General features: G+C 66.6%; 12 protein-coding genes. 7 read left to right on the top strand and 5 right to left on the bottom strand.

Going from position 1 to position 15,095, the window contains the following annotated elements; all coding sequences use genetic code 11:
• Nucleotides 1-103: 103 nt before the first annotated feature.
• The 5 genes from FAZ98_RS01000 to FAZ98_RS00975 form a co-directional block, all read right to left on the bottom strand.
• Entirely contained in the window at nucleotides 104-973 is an 870-nt protein-coding gene (locus FAZ98_RS01000; protein WP_158947927.1) for an acyl-ACP desaturase, read from the bottom strand.
• Between the two features lie 762 nt (nucleotides 974-1,735).
• Complete coding sequence (locus FAZ98_RS00995; protein ID WP_158947925.1) at nucleotides 1,736-2,569, bottom strand: PhaM family polyhydroxyalkanoate granule multifunctional regulatory protein; 834 nt, start codon at nucleotides 2,567-2,569, stop codon at nucleotides 1,736-1,738.
• Nucleotides 2,570-2,825: 256 nt separating this feature from the next.
• Nucleotides 2,826-3,650: an enoyl-CoA hydratase/isomerase family protein gene (locus FAZ98_RS00985; RefSeq protein ID WP_158947921.1), complete on the bottom strand. Its 825-nt coding sequence runs from the start codon at nucleotides 3,648-3,650 to the stop codon at nucleotides 2,826-2,828.
• A 73-nt stretch (nucleotides 3,651-3,723) separates the two neighbouring features.
• Nucleotides 3,724-4,935: an ABC transporter substrate-binding protein gene (locus FAZ98_RS00980; RefSeq protein WP_158947919.1), complete on the bottom strand. Its 1,212-nt coding sequence runs from the start codon at nucleotides 4,933-4,935 to the stop codon at nucleotides 3,724-3,726.
• Nucleotides 4,936-5,231: 296 nt separating this feature from the next.
• Nucleotides 5,232-6,224: a fumarylacetoacetate hydrolase family protein gene (locus tag FAZ98_RS00975; RefSeq protein WP_158947917.1), complete on the bottom strand. Its 993-nt coding sequence runs from the start codon at nucleotides 6,222-6,224 to the stop codon at nucleotides 5,232-5,234.
• A gap of 126 nt (nucleotides 6,225-6,350) precedes the next feature.
• Here FAZ98_RS00975 and FAZ98_RS00970 point away from each other — a divergent pair, with 126 nt between their 5' ends.
• The 7 genes from FAZ98_RS00970 to metH all read left to right on the top strand — a co-directional run bounded on the left by FAZ98_RS00970 (nucleotide 6,351) and on the right by metH (nucleotide 15,028).
• The gene (locus tag FAZ98_RS00970; RefSeq protein ID WP_158947915.1) at nucleotides 6,351-7,256 is read left to right on the top strand and encodes an IclR family transcriptional regulator; all 906 of its coding nucleotides are present in this window, start codon (nucleotides 6,351-6,353) and stop codon (nucleotides 7,254-7,256) included.
• 216 nt (nucleotides 7,257-7,472) lie between these two features.
• Nucleotides 7,473-8,942 carry a DUF3108 domain-containing protein gene (locus tag FAZ98_RS00965; protein WP_158947913.1) on the top strand — a complete coding sequence of 490 codons (1,470 nt, stop codon included), beginning with the start codon at nucleotides 7,473-7,475 and terminating at the stop codon, nucleotides 8,940-8,942.
• 152 nt (nucleotides 8,943-9,094) lie between these two features.
• A complete protein-coding gene (locus FAZ98_RS00960) occupies nucleotides 9,095-9,295 on the top strand; it encodes a hypothetical protein (RefSeq protein ID WP_158947911.1) in 201 nt (66 codons plus the stop codon).
• Between the two features lie 207 nt (nucleotides 9,296-9,502).
• Nucleotides 9,503-10,291 carry a 3-oxoadipate enol-lactonase gene (gene pcaD, locus FAZ98_RS00955; RefSeq protein ID WP_158951816.1) on the top strand — a complete coding sequence of 263 codons (789 nt, stop codon included), beginning with the start codon at nucleotides 9,503-9,505 and terminating at the stop codon, nucleotides 10,289-10,291.
• Between the two features lie 251 nt (nucleotides 10,292-10,542).
• Nucleotides 10,543-10,800, top strand: coding sequence for a BTH_I0359 family protein (locus FAZ98_RS00950; protein ID WP_158947909.1), 258 nt, complete (start codon nucleotides 10,543-10,545; stop codon nucleotides 10,798-10,800).
• Nucleotides 10,801-11,116: 316 nt separating this feature from the next.
• Entirely contained in the window at nucleotides 11,117-12,166 is a 1,050-nt protein-coding gene (locus tag FAZ98_RS00945) for a homocysteine S-methyltransferase family protein (protein WP_158947907.1), read from the top strand.
• A 144-nt stretch (nucleotides 12,167-12,310) separates the two neighbouring features.
• A complete protein-coding gene (gene metH / locus FAZ98_RS00940) occupies nucleotides 12,311-15,028 on the top strand; it encodes a methionine synthase (protein ID WP_158947905.1) in 2,718 nt (905 codons plus the stop codon).
• Nucleotides 15,029-15,095 lie beyond the last annotated feature (67 nt).

Raw genomic sequence — 15,095 nt, 5'->3', positions numbered from 1 at the left:
CCGGGACGCGCGAGCGCTCCGGGCCGTGCCGCGCCGGGTCCGGCGCGGCGAGGCATGAGGTGAGGCAACGTGGCGTAACGTGACGCGACGCGATTCTCGCGCGTCAGGCCGGTTGCTGCGTGCCCGTTTCGGTCTGCAGACGCTGCACCACTTCCTTGCGGTAGCGGTTCAGTTCCTGCGCCGTGGTGAACGTGCGCTCGAACAGGATCGAGAGGTTGTGCAGGATACGCTCGACGACCTTCTTCTCCCAGCCGTCGTCGAAACGGATCTGCTCGTCGAGCCAGCGCTCGAGCCATTCCGGGTCGGGCAGACGCGACTGGATCGTGTCGCGCGGGAACAGCGCCTGGTTCACGTGCAGGTTGGTCGGGTGCAGCGGCTTTTCCGTGCGGCGCGCCGACGCCATCAGCACGCCGATCTTCGCGAACGCCGCGCGCGCGACGTCGCCCGCATTGTTCAGCGCCTTCTTCATGTAACGCAGATACGCGCCGCCATGGCGCGCTTCGTCACGCGAAATGGTTTCGTAGATGGCCTTGATGACCGGCTCCGTGTGCCATTCGGCGGCACGGCGATACCAGTGGTTCAGGCGGATTTCGCCGCAGAAGTGCAGCATGAGCGTTTCGAGCGGAGGCGCCGGGTCGAACGTGAAGCGCACGGCGTGCAGTTCTTCTTCCGTGGGCACCATGTCCGGCTTGAAACGACGCAGGTATTCCATGAGCACGAGCGAATGCTTCTGCTCCTCGAAGAACCAGACGCTCATGAACGCCGAAAAGTCGCTGTCGTGATGGTTGTCGCGCAGGAACATTTCCGTGGCGGGCAACGCGGACCACTCGGTGATCGCGTTCATCTTGATGGTCGCGGCCTGTTCGTCCGTGAGGAGCGACGCGTCGAACTTGTCCCAGGGAATGTCCTTTTCCATGTCCCAACGGACTTGTTCGAGCGATTTGTAAAGTTCCGGATAAAGCATCGTGTTCATAGTCCCGCCCCTGATCTGCGCATAACGCGCGCATGACGAATGTGTAGCGTGCCGCGTGCCCGCGTTCAGGACGCGGCATGCGAGCGAAAAACATTTAATTTTACGCGGTATCGGGTCCGCTGGACGCAATCGCGGAGCGGGCCACGCCTGAGCGTTGTCCCACAACAATGCTGCCAACCGGAGTGAACGGCGTCATAAGGGGTTCTGGGTAACGAATGCCTGCCTTGAACCCGGCCGCCTTGACCACTGATAGCCGCTGATCCACCACTTGCTACGCGGGCCGTTCGCCTGACGTTTGCCGCGTGCCTGCCGCCCGACCAGCCATGCGCCAACGCGGTAAGCGTTACAACGCCCCGCTCGCCTTACCTCGGCCAGCGCCTGCGACACCATGTCGCACCATGGCGACCCCGGACGCCAAGCCTTGCCCGTTGGCCTTCCGGTGCGCGTGTCCCGCGCGCGTGGACTTCGCTCAACAGGGCGCCACGCGTACAAAAACCGTCGCAAACACCCGTCGAATCCCACAATTTGACCGGAAAAACCTTACACCATGATAGCACGCCGATCTTGCAGTTCCGGATGGCGGCCGGTGCCACAGAACGGCCGTCTCCGCGAATTTGCGCTAGATCAAAAATGACGCCAGCTGCCGCGTAAAAGCGAGGAAAGCGGGCGTCGGGATGAGCCGCCGATGCGCGCGTGAAAGCACCGTTATGTGCGCATTCACGCGCCTGTTCCGCCGATGCCGAGGTACCCGCGCGCTCGCGCCTACTCGGACGCCGCCGGTTTTTTCGCGCCGCGCGCCGCCGTGCGGCCCGTACCGCCAGCGCTGCCAGCCGCGCTCGCGCTGCTGCCGCTGGCACGTTTGGCCGCGCCCGCGGCGCCTTTGCCCTTCGCGCCCTGCGCGGCTTCGGCCTGTGCCTCGCTCGCGGCCTGCGCGGCCGCTTGCGCGGCTTGCGCCGCCGCGGCGGGCTGCGCCATGGCGAATTGCGCGAGCTGGTTGAACTGCGTTTGCAGCAGATTCCACCACGCCGAGGCATCGAAGCCCGGCGGCGGCGCGTCCGCTGGCTGCGCGCTTTCGCTCGCCCCGGCCGCTTGCGCCGCATCGGCGGCCATTTTCGCTTCCTGCCCGCGGTCCGAAGACGTCGCACTCGCCGCACCCGCCGCACTCGCATAGGCCGCGAACGGGTTGTAGCCGCTGCCGGCCGAGCCCGAAGCACTCTCGGCCTCGGGCTTCGCGGGATTCATCTGCGCCTGCGCGAACGCGCCGAACGCGCGCAGCGTGGAGAGCGTCGCGCGCTGCACCTCGAGCGCCTGAATCGCCGATTGCAGCATGCCGAGATTGAGCTTGAGCCACTGCTCCACGGCGCGCAGGTCGGTGATGCGCTTGTCGAGTTCCTCGATGTTGGTGAGCGGCGTCATCATGTCGGACATCATCGACAAGGACGGCCCGAACGGCTGCGCCGCGCCCGGCTCCGCGCCGGGAAACGCCGCGCCGAACGGCGTGAGGCGCATCATGCCCCACATGCGGTCGAGCATTTCCGCGGGCGGAAAACCGGGAAAGCCCGGGAACGGCGGCATGGCGCCAGCGGAATCGGTCATGCGGTTCTCCCTCGCATTGGTGGTGATTCGCCCGCGCGGGCGATTGCGTCGATCATACCGCGCGGTTCGTACGATCAAATTGCCCGTGCCGCACGTCACGCGCCCGCCGTATCGACGAAACCAGCGCGACGAAACCAGCGCGACGAAAGCCAGCGACAAACGAGCAACAAACGAAAGCAACAAACGCCAGCGACGAACTCCGGCAACGAGCAGCGGCTGAAGGCCGACAACGAAGCCAGCAACGCCGCCCGGCGCCTCAGAACGGTTCGCCGCCCGGAAAATCGGGCGCGCGGCGTTCGCGCAGCGACTGCACGCCTTCGCGCACGTCCGGCCCGGAAAAGCCCATGAATTCGAGCGCGAGCGACGTATCGAAGGTCGGCCCCGCCGAGCGCAGCCAGTTGTTGAGCGCGTACTTGGTCCAGCGCACCGCCGTCTGCGAACCGCTCGCGAGGCGCTTCGCCACTTCGAACGCCTTCGGCAGCAGGTCGTTGTCGTCGACGGCGAGCGAGACGAGGCCGATCCGCTCGGCTTCCGCGCCGCTCACCGGCTCGCACAGCAGCAGGTAGTACTTCGCCTTCGCCATGCCGCACAGCAGCGGCCAGACGATCGCCGCGTGATCGCCCGCCGCCACGCCCAGCCGCGTATGACCGTCGATAATGCGCGCGCTTTTCGTGGCGATGGAGATGTCGGCGAGCAGGCCCGCGACGAGGCCCGCGCCCACGGCCGGGCCGTGCATCGCCGAAACGATCGGCTTGCTGCAGTTGATGACGTTGTAGACGAGGTCGCGCGCCTCGCGCCAGACGCGCGCGCGCACGTCGAAATGCGTGGCCATGTCTTCGACGAGTTGCAGGTCGCCGCCCGCCGAAAAGCCCTTGCCCTCGCCGCGGATCACGGCCACGCGCGCGTCCGGGTCACGGTCCACGTCGCGCCAGATTTCCGCGAGTTCGCGATGCATGTGCGCGTCGGCGGTGGCGAGGCCGCTCTTGTTGGTGCCTTCGCCGCTCATCACGATCTCGACGATACCGTGCTCATGCCGCCGCACGCGCAAGGCGTGATAGCGCTCGTAAAAAGGATCGTTCATGGGCACGGCCTCCTTCGTTTTCAGATGCTTCGGAACACTAACGACATCGCATGGCGAGTGCGTGACGTCGGCTTTATTTCGGCTGATACACCCACTTGCCGTCGCGGATCTCGACCATCACGCGCGCCTTCGCGTCGAGGCCGAGGTGGTCGGTGGCGCTCATGTTGACCACGCCGTTGGTGTCCTGCAGCCCGCGCGTCGCTTCGAGCGCGTCGCGCAGCGCGCGGCGGAATTCGGGCGTGCCGGGCTTGCCCGACTTGAGCGCGACCGGAATCGCACTGCTGAGCAGCATGCCCGCGTCCCACGTGTACGCGCCGAACGCCGAGACCGTGCCCGCGCCGTACTTCGCCTCGAAGCGCGCAATGTAGTCGAGCGCGAGACGCCGGCCGGCGCGGTCTTCGGGCAGTTGCGAGGCGACCAGCACCTGGCTCGCGGGCAGGAAGGTGCCGTTGCAGTCGGCGCCGCACACGCGCAGGAAGTCGCGGTTGCCCACGCCGTGGTTGTGATAGATGAGGCCCTTGTAGCCGCGCTCCTTGAGCGTTTTCGGGGGCAGCGCGGCGGGCGTGCCGGCCGCGCCCACGACCACGGCGTCGGGATGCGTGGCGAGAATCTTGAGCACCTGGCCCGTCACGCTCGGGTCGGTGCGATTGAAGCGCTCGCTCGCGACGACCTTGATGTTGTGCTGCTGCGCGGCCTTCGCGACTTCGGCGTAAAAGGTCTCGCCGAGCGCGTCGTTCTGGCCGATATACGCGAGCGTCTTCACGTTGCGCGCGGCCGCGTGCTCGGCGATCGCGCCCGCCATCATCGCGTCGGTTTGCGGCGTCTTGAACATCCAGTGGCGCTTGTCGTCCACCGGTTCGATGATTTTCGCCGACGATGCCAGCGAGATCGTGGGCGTCTCGCCTTGCGCGATCACGTCGAGCATGGCCAGCGAATTCGGCGTGATCGACGAACCGACGATGGCGTCCACGTGTTGTTCGTCGATGAGCTTTTTCGTGTCCTGCACGGCCTGGGTCGTGTCCGAGGCGTCGTCGAGCACGATGTACTGCACCTGCTGGCCCGCGATGGTCGTGGGCAGCATGGCCGCGGTGTCGCGCTCGGGAATGCCGAGCGAGGCGGCCGGGCCCGTGAGCGAGATCACAAGGCCGATCTTGACCTGGGCGAGCGCGAGCGCGGGCGTCAACGCGACCAGCGCTGCGGCGCTGGCGATGGCGTGGGCTTTGAAGCGGGCTTTGAAGCGGGCGGTGAAGCGGGCTGTGAAGCGATCCCGGCGAGAGGCGTGCATGGTTGTCTCCTCGTTGGTTTTCGTGCGCCCGCGTGCCCTCACGTGTGATGGGCCGCGACGTCGAGCGAGCGCGCATTGTCTTGCGTCTTCTAGCGTACGTCTGTCGTGCCGCGCAAAAAGCCCGCGCGGGCTGCGCCCGGCCGCGCCGCCCTGGTCCCTGGCGGCCGCCGAAGCGCGTCCGCCAGTGTAGCCGCCCGCGTGGCGCGCGGCATCCGGCGAAACCCTTCTGTAAGTCTTTCGCTACACCGAGCGACCTCGCCCCCAGGCGCACTGCGAGGCGCGATGCCGTACCGCTGTCACGCGTCCGGCGTGAGCGGCGCCACGGCCTGGTCGATCGCGCCGAAGATCGACTTGCCCGCGTCGTCGAGCATTTCGATCTTCACCGTGTCGCCGAACTTCATGAACTCCGTTTGCGCCGCGCCGTGCTCGATCATTTCCAGGCAGCGCTTTTCGGCGATACAGCAGTAGCCGCGCTTCGCGTCCTTGTTCGAGACCGTGCCCGAGCCGACGATCGCGCCCGCGCGCAGGTTGCGCGTCTTCGCCGCGTGCGCGATCAGCTGGCCAAACGGGAACACCATGTCGGTGCCCGCGTCGGGCTGGCCGACCTTCTTGCCGTTCCAGTACACCAGCATCGGCAGATGCACGCGGCCTTCGCGCCAGTGCTCGCCGAGTTCGTCGGGCGTCACGGCCACCGGCGAGAACGCGCTCGCGGGCTTGCTCTGGAAGAAGCCGAACCCCTTCGCGAGTTCGGCGGGAATCAGGTTGCGCAGCGAGACGTCGTTGACGAGCGTAACGAGGCGCACGGCGCGCAGCGCTTCGTCGGGCGCGGCGCCCATCGGCACGTCGCCGGTGATCACGGCCACCTCGGCTTCGAAGTCGATGCCGAAGGCCTCGGACGCGCACACGATGTCGTCGCGCGCGCCGATGAAGTCGTCGCTGCCGCCCTGGTACATGAGCGGGTCGGTCCAGAACTCGGCCGGCATTTCGGCGCCGCGCGCGCGCCGCACGAGTTCGACGTGATTGACGTACGACGAGCCGTCGGCCCATTGATAAGCGCGCGGCAGCGGCGCCATGCACGCGTTCGCGTCGAAGCTGAACGCGTTGCGGGCGCGGCCGTGATTGAGCGCCTCGTAAAGCTCGGCGAGCTGCGGCGCGTAGAAGCGCCAGTCGTCGAGCACGCGCTGCAGCGTGGGCGCGATCGTGTCGGCAATGGCGGCGGTGCGCAGGTCGCGCGACACGACGATCAGCTGGCCGTCACGGGTTCCGTCTTTGAGCGTGGCAAGTTTCATAGGGCGCTGAGGTGACTGCTGAGGGTGACTGAAGGGGCGCGCGGTGTCGCGCAGTGACGTCTGAGGAAATGTATTCTACGATGGTGAATCCGCGCGCCCCAAGCGCCCCGCTCGCCCCACGCCTTCATGCCGCCAACCGCCCGCCCCGACCTCGACCACGCCACCAGCGACGATCTCGCCGACGCCACGGACTTGAACGACACCGCCGACGCCCCCGAAGCCAGCGAAGAAAAACTGCGCTCCGGCATCCAGTCGATCGAAGTGGGCTTCCGCCTGCTCGAGGTGCTGACCAGCGAACCGCGCGCGATGATGCTGCGCGATCTCGCGCAACGCGCGGGCATGAGCCCGGCGAAGGCGCACCGCTACCTCGTGAGCTTCCTGCGCCTGGGCATGGTCGCGCAGGATCCGCTCACGGGCCGCTACGAACTGGGCGGCTTCGCGCTGCAACTGGGTCTCGCGCGGCTCGCGCGCGTGGACGGCGTGAAGCTCGCGCGCCTCGCGCTCACCGAATTGCGCGACGCGCTCGACATCACCGTGGGCATCGCCGTGTGGGGCAACCAGGGGCCGACGGTCGTGCACTGGCTGGAGTCGAGCCATCCCGCCAAGGCGTCGCTCAAGCTCGGCGACGTCATGCCCATGCTGAGTTCGGCCACGGGCCTGCTGTTCGCCGCCTACCTGCCGCGCAGCAAGACCGCGCCGATGATCGAGCGCGAACTCGCGGGCGCGCAGCACTATTCTTACGGCTCGACGCCGCGCACGGCCGAGGCGCTCGAACGCGCGCTCGAAGACGTGCGCGAGCACGGCGCGGCGCGCGTGGAAGGCATGCTGCTGCCAACCATTCACGCGTTCTGCACGCCGGTGTTCGACGCGAGCGGCGACCTCGCGCTCGGCCTCATCGCGCTCGGTCACGAAGGCGCGTTCGACATTCACTGGAACGGCGCCGTGGATATCGCGTTGCGCGACTGCGCGCGCAAGCTCTCGTACGAACTCGGCCATGGCGCGACGCCGCGCGAGGCTTCGGCACGGCCTTGAGCAGGCGCCGAGGGAACGCGCCGTGCTTGCCGACTGCACGGTGCCGCGCGCTGCGAAGGTGGCGCCGCTTGTGTCAGAGTAACGATTCCCGCGGATTCCCGCGATGACGAAGCGCACGTTGCGATTCGCAGCCGCGCGATGGCTTTGCCGTAGCGATCCCGGCTACTTCGTCACGCCAGCGCTTTCCTCGATTTCCCAAGCCGACCGATCAAGCCGATGCCCGAAACCGCCGCCTCGACCGAGGCCCGCCCCACGCGCCACACCGACCCGGACGCGCGCCCACGCCGGCACGCGTGGCGCTGGGTCGCGGCGTTCGTCGCGGTAACGGTGCTGCATTGGGTCGCGGCGGAATGGATCGAGCGTCATCGCGGCGCGCCGCCGCCCGTCGCGCACGTGCGCGTGCCGGTGCAGGTCGCGCTGCTCAAGACCGAGCGCATCGAGCGCGAGGCACCGCCGCCCGCGAGCCCGGCCAAGGCCGCGCCCCAACCCGCGCCCAGGCCGAAGCCCAAGCCCGCCGAACCGCACACGCTGCAAGCCGTCTCGCCGGCGAAGCCGCATCCGGCCACGCCCGCGGCGGCCTCGGCGGCCACGGAAGCGGCGGCGCCCGATGCGGCTTCCGCCACAAATACCGGAGCGAGCGGCAACGGCGCGAGCCACGCGGCGTCCGGCAACGGCAATACGCCGAACGCGCAAGCGCCGCAGGCGTCGCACGGCATCCGGTTTTCGGTGCCGCCTTCGGGCGAGTTGCAGTACGACACGTTCTTCAACGGCGTGCGCAATCAGCCTGGCACGATCCACTGGTTCAGCGACGGCCAGCGCTACGAAATGGTCGTCTCCGTGCCGCTGCCCTTCGTCGGCACGTTCAGCTGGACCAGCAAAGGCCATGTCGATGCGTTCGGCCTCGCGCCCGATCAGTACATCGAACAGCGCGGCCGCCGCGCCGCCGACATCGCCGTGTTCGATCGCAACAACAAACAAATCGTCTTCACGCGCACGCCCAATTCGCTGGCGCTGCCCGACGGCGCGCAGGATCGCTTCAGCATGGTGATGCAGCTCGCGAGCCTCGTGCGCGGCAATCCCGGCGCGTACACGCCCGGCGTCACGCGCGAGTTCTACGTGGCCGACAACGACAGCGGCGAAACCTGGCCGATCACCACCATCGGCGACGAAACCGTGAACACCGATCACGGCTACGTGAGCGCGCGCCACTTCATGCGGCTGCCGCGCCACGACGGCGACAAGCGGCGCATCGACGTGTGGCTCGCGCCTTCGCTCGGCTGGCTACCCGTGCGCCTCGTGCAGACCGAGCCGAACGGCAACCAGTTCGAGCTCGTGTGGCGCGGCGCGCTGACGGTGCCGCGCGCGGGTGCGCGTCCGGCGGATCAGCCCGCACCGGCGGTGCCGAGCGCGCCCGCCGACGCGGGCAATCCGGCGCCCGCGTCCGAACCCGCGGTCACGCCCGATGCGTCGTCGAACGCGGCGCCCGCGACGTCAGATCCGGCCCAGCCCGCGCCCGCAGCACCGTCGGCGGCATCGCCCGATGCGGTGACGTCGCCCGGGTCGCTGTCCACGCCGCCGTCCACGCCGCCATCCACGCCGCCGCAAGCGCCGTTGCCATCGCCGGCACCATCGCAAGCACCGCCGCCATCGCCCGACGCTACCGGCGCACAAGCCGAGCATCCCTGAAGCGCTCGCGCCGCACCGCTCGCGCTTGCATCATCGAGACAACACGAACGACATCCGCGTGGCCAATACAACGACATCGACGAAAAAAATTGGCCCGAATGCCTGCAGGTTTGCGCGAAATCGCCCATACTGAGTTGCAGCGGTCCGGTAGCATGAAACAAGCATCGGAACCGCATTTCAGCAGCGCCGCGCATGGCAAAAATTTCATCGACGAAACCCAGCGGCGCACGCGCGAATTTCACAAAAAGAGATTAGACGGCGAGCAGGCAGATGCAGGTTGGCATGGCGTGACATGCTGCACCGTAATCAGCTCATCGCGGCGTAACAGGGACGGCAACATCAAGAGTGCATAGCGGGTGCAGCGTCAGGCGCGAGGTGCGTCGAGAGGCGCGTGCGAGCCACCCGCATATCGATTGCAAACATCGGATTGCAAACAGCAGATTGCAAACAGTGCGCATCACGTTCACGGGCCTCGGGCGCGTGAATTGCTGCACAGCATCGAGCACGCAGTACCTCGCAAACGGCTTGACTCCCGGCCCCGGCGGGCGAAGGAGGAACCCATGCAAGTGACTGTCAACGGCATCGACACGCACTATGTCCACGACGACAGAAGCGGCGGTCCCGCGCTGGCGTTCGTGCATCAGCTCGGCGGTGATCTGTCGATCTGGGACACGCTGGCAGGTCACTTCCGCCATCGTTACAGCGTGCTGCGTTACGACGTGCGTGGGCACGGCGCGAGTCGCGTCGCGCGCGAGGCATTCGACTTTGGCGCGCTCGGCAGCGATCTCGCCGCATTGCTCGACGTTGCTGGCATCAAACGTGCACATATCGTTGGCATGTCCATGGGCGGCATGATCGCGCAGCAGTTCGCGCTCGATCACCCCGACCGTGTGCTCACGCTCACGTTATGCGATACCGCGAGCCATACCGCCGCCGAAGCGCGCGCCAGCTGGGACACACGCGCGGAAACGGTACGGCGCGAAGGTCTCGCCGCGCTCGCCGACGCCACCATGGCGCGCTGGTTCACCGCGGAATTCCGCGGCGCGCAGCCTCATGTGATCGACCGTGTGCGCGACGTGTTTTTGCGCACACCCGCCGAAGGTTACGCAATGGCGTGCGAGGCGTTACGTAACTTCGACGTGGAGGAGCGGCTCGCGCAGGTGCGGGCGCCGGTTCTCGCGGTAGCAGGACGGCATGACACAGGCACGCCATCTGCAAACACACAGGCGATGGCGCGCGCCATTCCGGATTCGCATTTCGTCGTGCTGGATGCGGCGCATCTGGCCCCGATCGAGGAGTCGCATCGCTTTACCGCGTTGCTAGAGACGTTCCTCAAGCAGCAGATCTAATGTTTTTCGCATAACGGCCGTTGAACAGGTAAGCGCCGCAGCAGGTCTCGCGGCAGTGATCGAAGCCGGCCGAACGCCGTTGAGTAGAGCAGTCGCAGCGCCCGTAGTGGCAGTCGAAGTTGCGGTGAATTTGCAGCAAAGGGAGAGCAGTCCAGAAAGAGGTGAAGCCGGACCCACCCCTTGAATTCCAGAACGAACGCTCCATGTATCGATTCAAGCAGTCAGGGAGCATAGGAAAAAGGAGTGTCGCCATGCAGATGATCTACAACAGTCCGAACTATTGCGTAGTCGAATTTCCGCCGCAGGATGGCCATGTCGCCATGAGTTCCGGCGGCTATGAGATCGTCGACAAGAACTCGCGTCGCGAGCTATTTATCGACGGCATGATGGCGGCACGTTTTCGCGAAGACGTGCAGAAGTTGATGGATGAGGACCAGTCGCTCGACGAGGTGGATGAATTCCTCGGGCAGTTCGACAGCCTCATGCAGCAACCCGTCGTGCTTCACTGACACGCCCGCCCGAAGGCCTCGCGCGCGGCACTCGCGCGGCCCTCTCGTCGCAGGTGGGTCCAGGCCCCGTCCGGTTCGCCGGGCGGGGCCTTTGTTTTTGCGGCGATGGCGCGTGGCCTAAGCCTGTCGCCCGCGCCGGTCGCCCGAGCCCGGCGTCCAATCCCGATGGGAAACTCGCAGGTACGCGCCCCGATTGCGGCCCGGCGCGCCCGACCAGGGGCGTTGCACGGGGGCCCAAGCGCGCAGCGGGCCGCCCCGGCTGCGGCTACAATGACGGGTTTCCCCGTTCACCCGGCGCTCGTCACGCCCGCGATCCATGAACCAGTCCGTTAAAACTGCCCACTACACGCGCGGCGCCGCGCTCGTCGCGCAGCTCGCCGCGCGCATCGTCATCCTCGACGGCGCGATGGGCACGATGATCCAGCGCTACAAGCTCGACGAAGCCGCCTACCGCGGCGAGCGCTTCAAGGACTACGCGCGCGATATCAAGGGCAACAACGAACTGCTCTCGCTCACGCAGCCGCAGATCATCAGCGAGATTCACGAGCAATATCTCGCGGCGGGCTCGGACATCATCGAGACCAACACGTTCGGCGCGACCACGGTCGCCCAGGACGACTACGGCATGGGCGATCTGGCGATCGAGATGAACGTCGAATCGGCGAAACTCGCGCGCGCCGCGTGCGACAAGTATTCGACGCCCGACAAGCCGCGCTTCGTCGCGGGCGCGATCGGACCGACGCCGAAAACCGCGAGCATCTCGCCCGACGTGAACGATCCGGGCGCGCGCAACGTGACCTTCGAGGAACTGCGCCGCGCTTACTACGAGCAGGCCAAGGCGCTCATGGACGGCGGCTGCGACCTCTTCCTCGTGGAAACGATCTTCGACACGCTCAACGCCAAGGCCGCGCTGTTCGCGCTCGACCAGCTGTTCGAAGACACCGGCGAAAATCTGCCGATCATGATCTCGGGCACCGTGACCGACGCCTCGGGCCGCATTCTCTCGGGTCAAACCGTGGAAGCGTTCTGGAATTCGCTGCGTCACGCGAAGCCGCTCACCTTCGGCTTGAACTGCGCGCTCGGCGCGGCGCTCATGCGCCCGTATATCGCCGAACTCGCGAAGCTCTGCGACACCTACGTTTCGTGCTACCCGAACGCGGGCCTGCCGAATCCCATGAGCGACACGGGCTTCGACGAAACGCCGGCGGATACGTCGGCGCTGCTCAAGGAATTCGCCTCGGCCGGTCTCGTGAACGTGGCGGGCGGTTGCTGCGGCACGACGCCGGAGCACATCGCGGCCATCGCCAAAGCGCTCGCCGAAATCAAGCCGCGCCGCTGGCCGGGCCAGTATCGCGACGCGGCCTGAGCGCGGCGGCCGGCGCGGCGATCGTCGCGCTGACTGCCGCGCTTTTCGCCACATTTTTCGCCGCGCTTTTCGCCACCCGAATCGCCTCGCCAGCACCGTTCGCCGCCAGGCTCTCAAGACAAACTCTCGCTCCGGTCCCACGCCATGACTGACCATACCCTGCGCCTCTCCGGCCTCGAACCCTTCAACGTGACCGAGGGCACGCTCTTCATCAACGTCGGCGAGCGGACCAACGTGACCGGCTCGAAGGCCTTCGCGCGCATGATCCTGAACGGCCAGTTCGACGAAGCGCTCGCGGTCGCGCGCCAGCAGGTCGAGAACGGCGCGCAGGTGATCGACGTGAACATGGACGAAGCCATGCTCGACTCGAAGGCGGCCATGGTGCGCTTCATGAACCTGATCGCGTCCGAGCCCGACATCGCGCGCGTGCCGATCATGATCGACTCGTCGAAGTGGGACGTGATCGAAGCGGGCCTGCAATGCGTGCAGGGCAAGGCCATCGTCAACTCGATCTCGCTCAAGGAAGGCCGCGAGCAGTTCGTGCATCACGCGAAGCTGATTCGCCGCTACGGCGCGGCGAGCGTGGTGATGGCGTTCGACGAGCAAGGCCAGGCCGACACGTTCCAGCGCAAGACCGAGATCTGCAAGCGCTCCTACGACATCCTCGTGAACGAAGTGGGCTTCCCGCCCGAAGACATCATCTTCGACCCGAACATCTTCGCGGTGGCCACGGGGATCGAGGAGCACAACAACTACGCCGTGGACTTCATCAACGCCACGCGCTGGATCAAGCAGAACCTGCCGCACGCGAAGATCAGCGGCGGCGTCTCGAACGTGTCGTTCTCGTTCCGCGGCAACGACCCGGTGCGCGAGGCGATTCACACCGTGTTCCTCTACCACGCCATTCAGGCGGGCATGGACATGGGCATCGTGAACGCGGGCCAGCTGGGCGTGTATGCCGATCTCGACGCCGAGCTGCGCGAGCGCGTGGAAGACGTGGTGCTGAACCGCCGCGAGGACGGCACCGACCGTCTGCTCGAGATCGCCGACAAGTTCAAGACCGGCGCGGCGAAGAAGGAAGAGAACCTCGAGTGGCGCAACCAGCCGGTCGAGAAGCGTCTCGCGCACGCGCTCGTGCACGGCATCACGAACTTCATCGTCGACGACACCGAAGAAGCGCGCGCGAAGATCATGGGCGACGGCGGCCGGCCGATCAACGTGATCGAAGGCCCGCTCATGGACGGCATGAACGTGGTCGGCGACCTGTTCGGTCAGGGCAAGATGTTCCTGCCGCAGGTGGTGAAGTCGGCGCGCGTGATGAAGCAGGCCGTGGCGCATCTGATTCCGTTCATCGAGGAAGAAAAGCGCCTGCTCGCGGAAGCGGGCGGCGACGTGCGCGCGAAGGGCAAGATCGTCATCGCCACCGTGAAGGGCGACGTGCACGACATCGGCAAGAACATCGTGTCGGTCGTGCTCCAGTGCAACAACTTCGAAGTGGTCAACATGGGCGTGATGGTCCCGTGCAACGAGATTCTCGCCAAGGCGAAGGTCGAAGGCGCGGACATCGTCGGGCTCTCGGGACTCATCACGCCGTCGCTCGAGGAAATGGCCTACGTCGCGAGCGAAATGCAGCGCGACGACTACTTCCGCATCAAGAAGATTCCGCTGCTGATCGGCGGCGCGACCACCTCGCGCGTGCACACGGCCGTGAAGATCGCGCCGCACTACGAAGGCCCGGTGGTGTACGTGCCCGACGCGTCGCGCTCGGTTTCCGTGGCGTCCAGCCTGCTCTCGGACGAAGGCGCGACGAAGTACATCGACGAACTCAAGACCGACTACGAGCGCATTCGCGACCAGCACGCCAACCGCAAGGCCACGCCGCTCGTGACGCTGGAAGAGGCGCGCGCGAACAAGACGAAGGTCGACTGGGCGAGCTACACGCCGGTGAAGCCGAAGTTCATCGGCCGCCGCGTGTTCAAGAACTTCGATCTCAACGAACTCGCGAACTATATCGACTGGGGTCCGTTCTTCCAGACGTGGGATCTGGCCGGCCCGTACCCGGCCATTCTCAACGACGAGATCGTGGGCGAGTCGGCGCGCAAGGTGTTTTCGGACGCGAAGTCGATGCTCTCGCGCTTGATTCAGGGCCGCTGGCTGCAGGCCAACGGCGTGATCGCGCTGTTGCCCGCGAACACCGTGAACGACGACGACATCGAGATCTACACCGACGAATCGCGCAGCGAAGTGGCGCTCACGTGGCGCAATCTGCGCCAGCAGACGGTGCGGCCGGTGGTGGACGGCGTGATGCGCCCGAACCGCTCGCTCGCCGACTTCATCGCGCCGAAAAGCTCGGGCGTGGCCGACTATATCGGCATGTTCGCGGTCACGGCGGGCATTGGTGTGGACGTGAAGGAAGCGCAGTTCGAGAAGGATCACGACGACTACAGCGCGATCATGCTCAAGGCGCTCGCCGACCGCTTCGCGGAAGCCTTCGCCGAGTCGATGCACGCGCGCGTGCGCCGCGATCTGTGGGGCTACGCGGCGGGCGAAACGCTCGACAACGAGGCGCTTATCGACGAGAAGTACGCGGGCATCCGTCCGGCGCCGGGCTACCCCGCGTGCCCGGATCACCTCGTGAAGCGCGACATGTTCGAGGTGCTGCAGGCGAACGAGATCGGCATGAGCGTGACGGAGTCGCTGGCCATGCTGCCGGCCGCGAGCGTCTCGGGCTTCTATCTCGCGCACCCGGACAGCACGTACTTCTCGGTGGGCAAGATCGGCCAGGATCAGCTCGCCGACTACGCGCGCCGCATGGCGCTCTCCGACGAAGACGCGCGCCGCGCGCTGGCGCCGCAGCTATAACGCGGCGGTTTTCTTCGCCAGGAAACACGACGGGGCGCTTGCGGCGCCCCGTTTCTTTTGCGCCTGG

This window comes from Paraburkholderia acidisoli (assembly GCF_009789675.1).
GTDB classification, from domain to species: Bacteria; Pseudomonadota; Gammaproteobacteria; order Burkholderiales; family Burkholderiaceae; genus Paraburkholderia; species Paraburkholderia acidisoli.
Note: the sequence above shows the minus strand (reverse complement) of the source record. Positions and strands in the feature narration are given on the sequence as shown.

Coding starts and splice junctions, on each gene's coding strand:
- FAZ98_RS00960 (WP_158947911.1), top strand. CDS start 9,095: ATGAAACAAGCATCGGAACCGCATTTCAGCAGCGCCGCGCATGGCAAA.
- FAZ98_RS00970 (WP_158947915.1), top strand. CDS start 6,351: ATGCCGCCAACCGCCCGCCCCGACCTCGACCACGCCACCAGCGACGAT.
- FAZ98_RS00975 (WP_158947917.1), bottom strand. CDS start 6,224: ATGAAACTTGCCACGCTCAAAGACGGAACCCGTGACGGCCAGCTGATC.
- FAZ98_RS00980 (WP_158947919.1), bottom strand. CDS start 4,935: ATGCACGCCTCTCGCCGGGATCGCTTCACAGCCCGCTTCACCGCCCGC.
- metH (WP_158947905.1), top strand. CDS start 12,311: ATGACTGACCATACCCTGCGCCTCTCCGGCCTCGAACCCTTCAACGTG.
- FAZ98_RS00995 (WP_158947925.1), bottom strand. CDS start 2,569: ATGACCGATTCCGCTGGCGCCATGCCGCCGTTCCCGGGCTTTCCCGGT.
- FAZ98_RS00950 (WP_158947909.1), top strand. CDS start 10,543: ATGCAGATGATCTACAACAGTCCGAACTATTGCGTAGTCGAATTTCCG.
- FAZ98_RS00985 (WP_158947921.1), bottom strand. CDS start 3,650: ATGAACGATCCTTTTTACGAGCGCTATCACGCCTTGCGCGTGCGGCGG.
- FAZ98_RS00945 (WP_158947907.1), top strand. CDS start 11,117: ATGAACCAGTCCGTTAAAACTGCCCACTACACGCGCGGCGCCGCGCTC.
- pcaD (WP_158951816.1), top strand. CDS start 9,503: ATGCAAGTGACTGTCAACGGCATCGACACGCACTATGTCCACGACGAC.
- FAZ98_RS01000 (WP_158947927.1), bottom strand. CDS start 973: ATGAACACGATGCTTTATCCGGAACTTTACAAATCGCTCGAACAAGTC.
- FAZ98_RS00965 (WP_158947913.1), top strand. CDS start 7,473: ATGCCCGAAACCGCCGCCTCGACCGAGGCCCGCCCCACGCGCCACACC.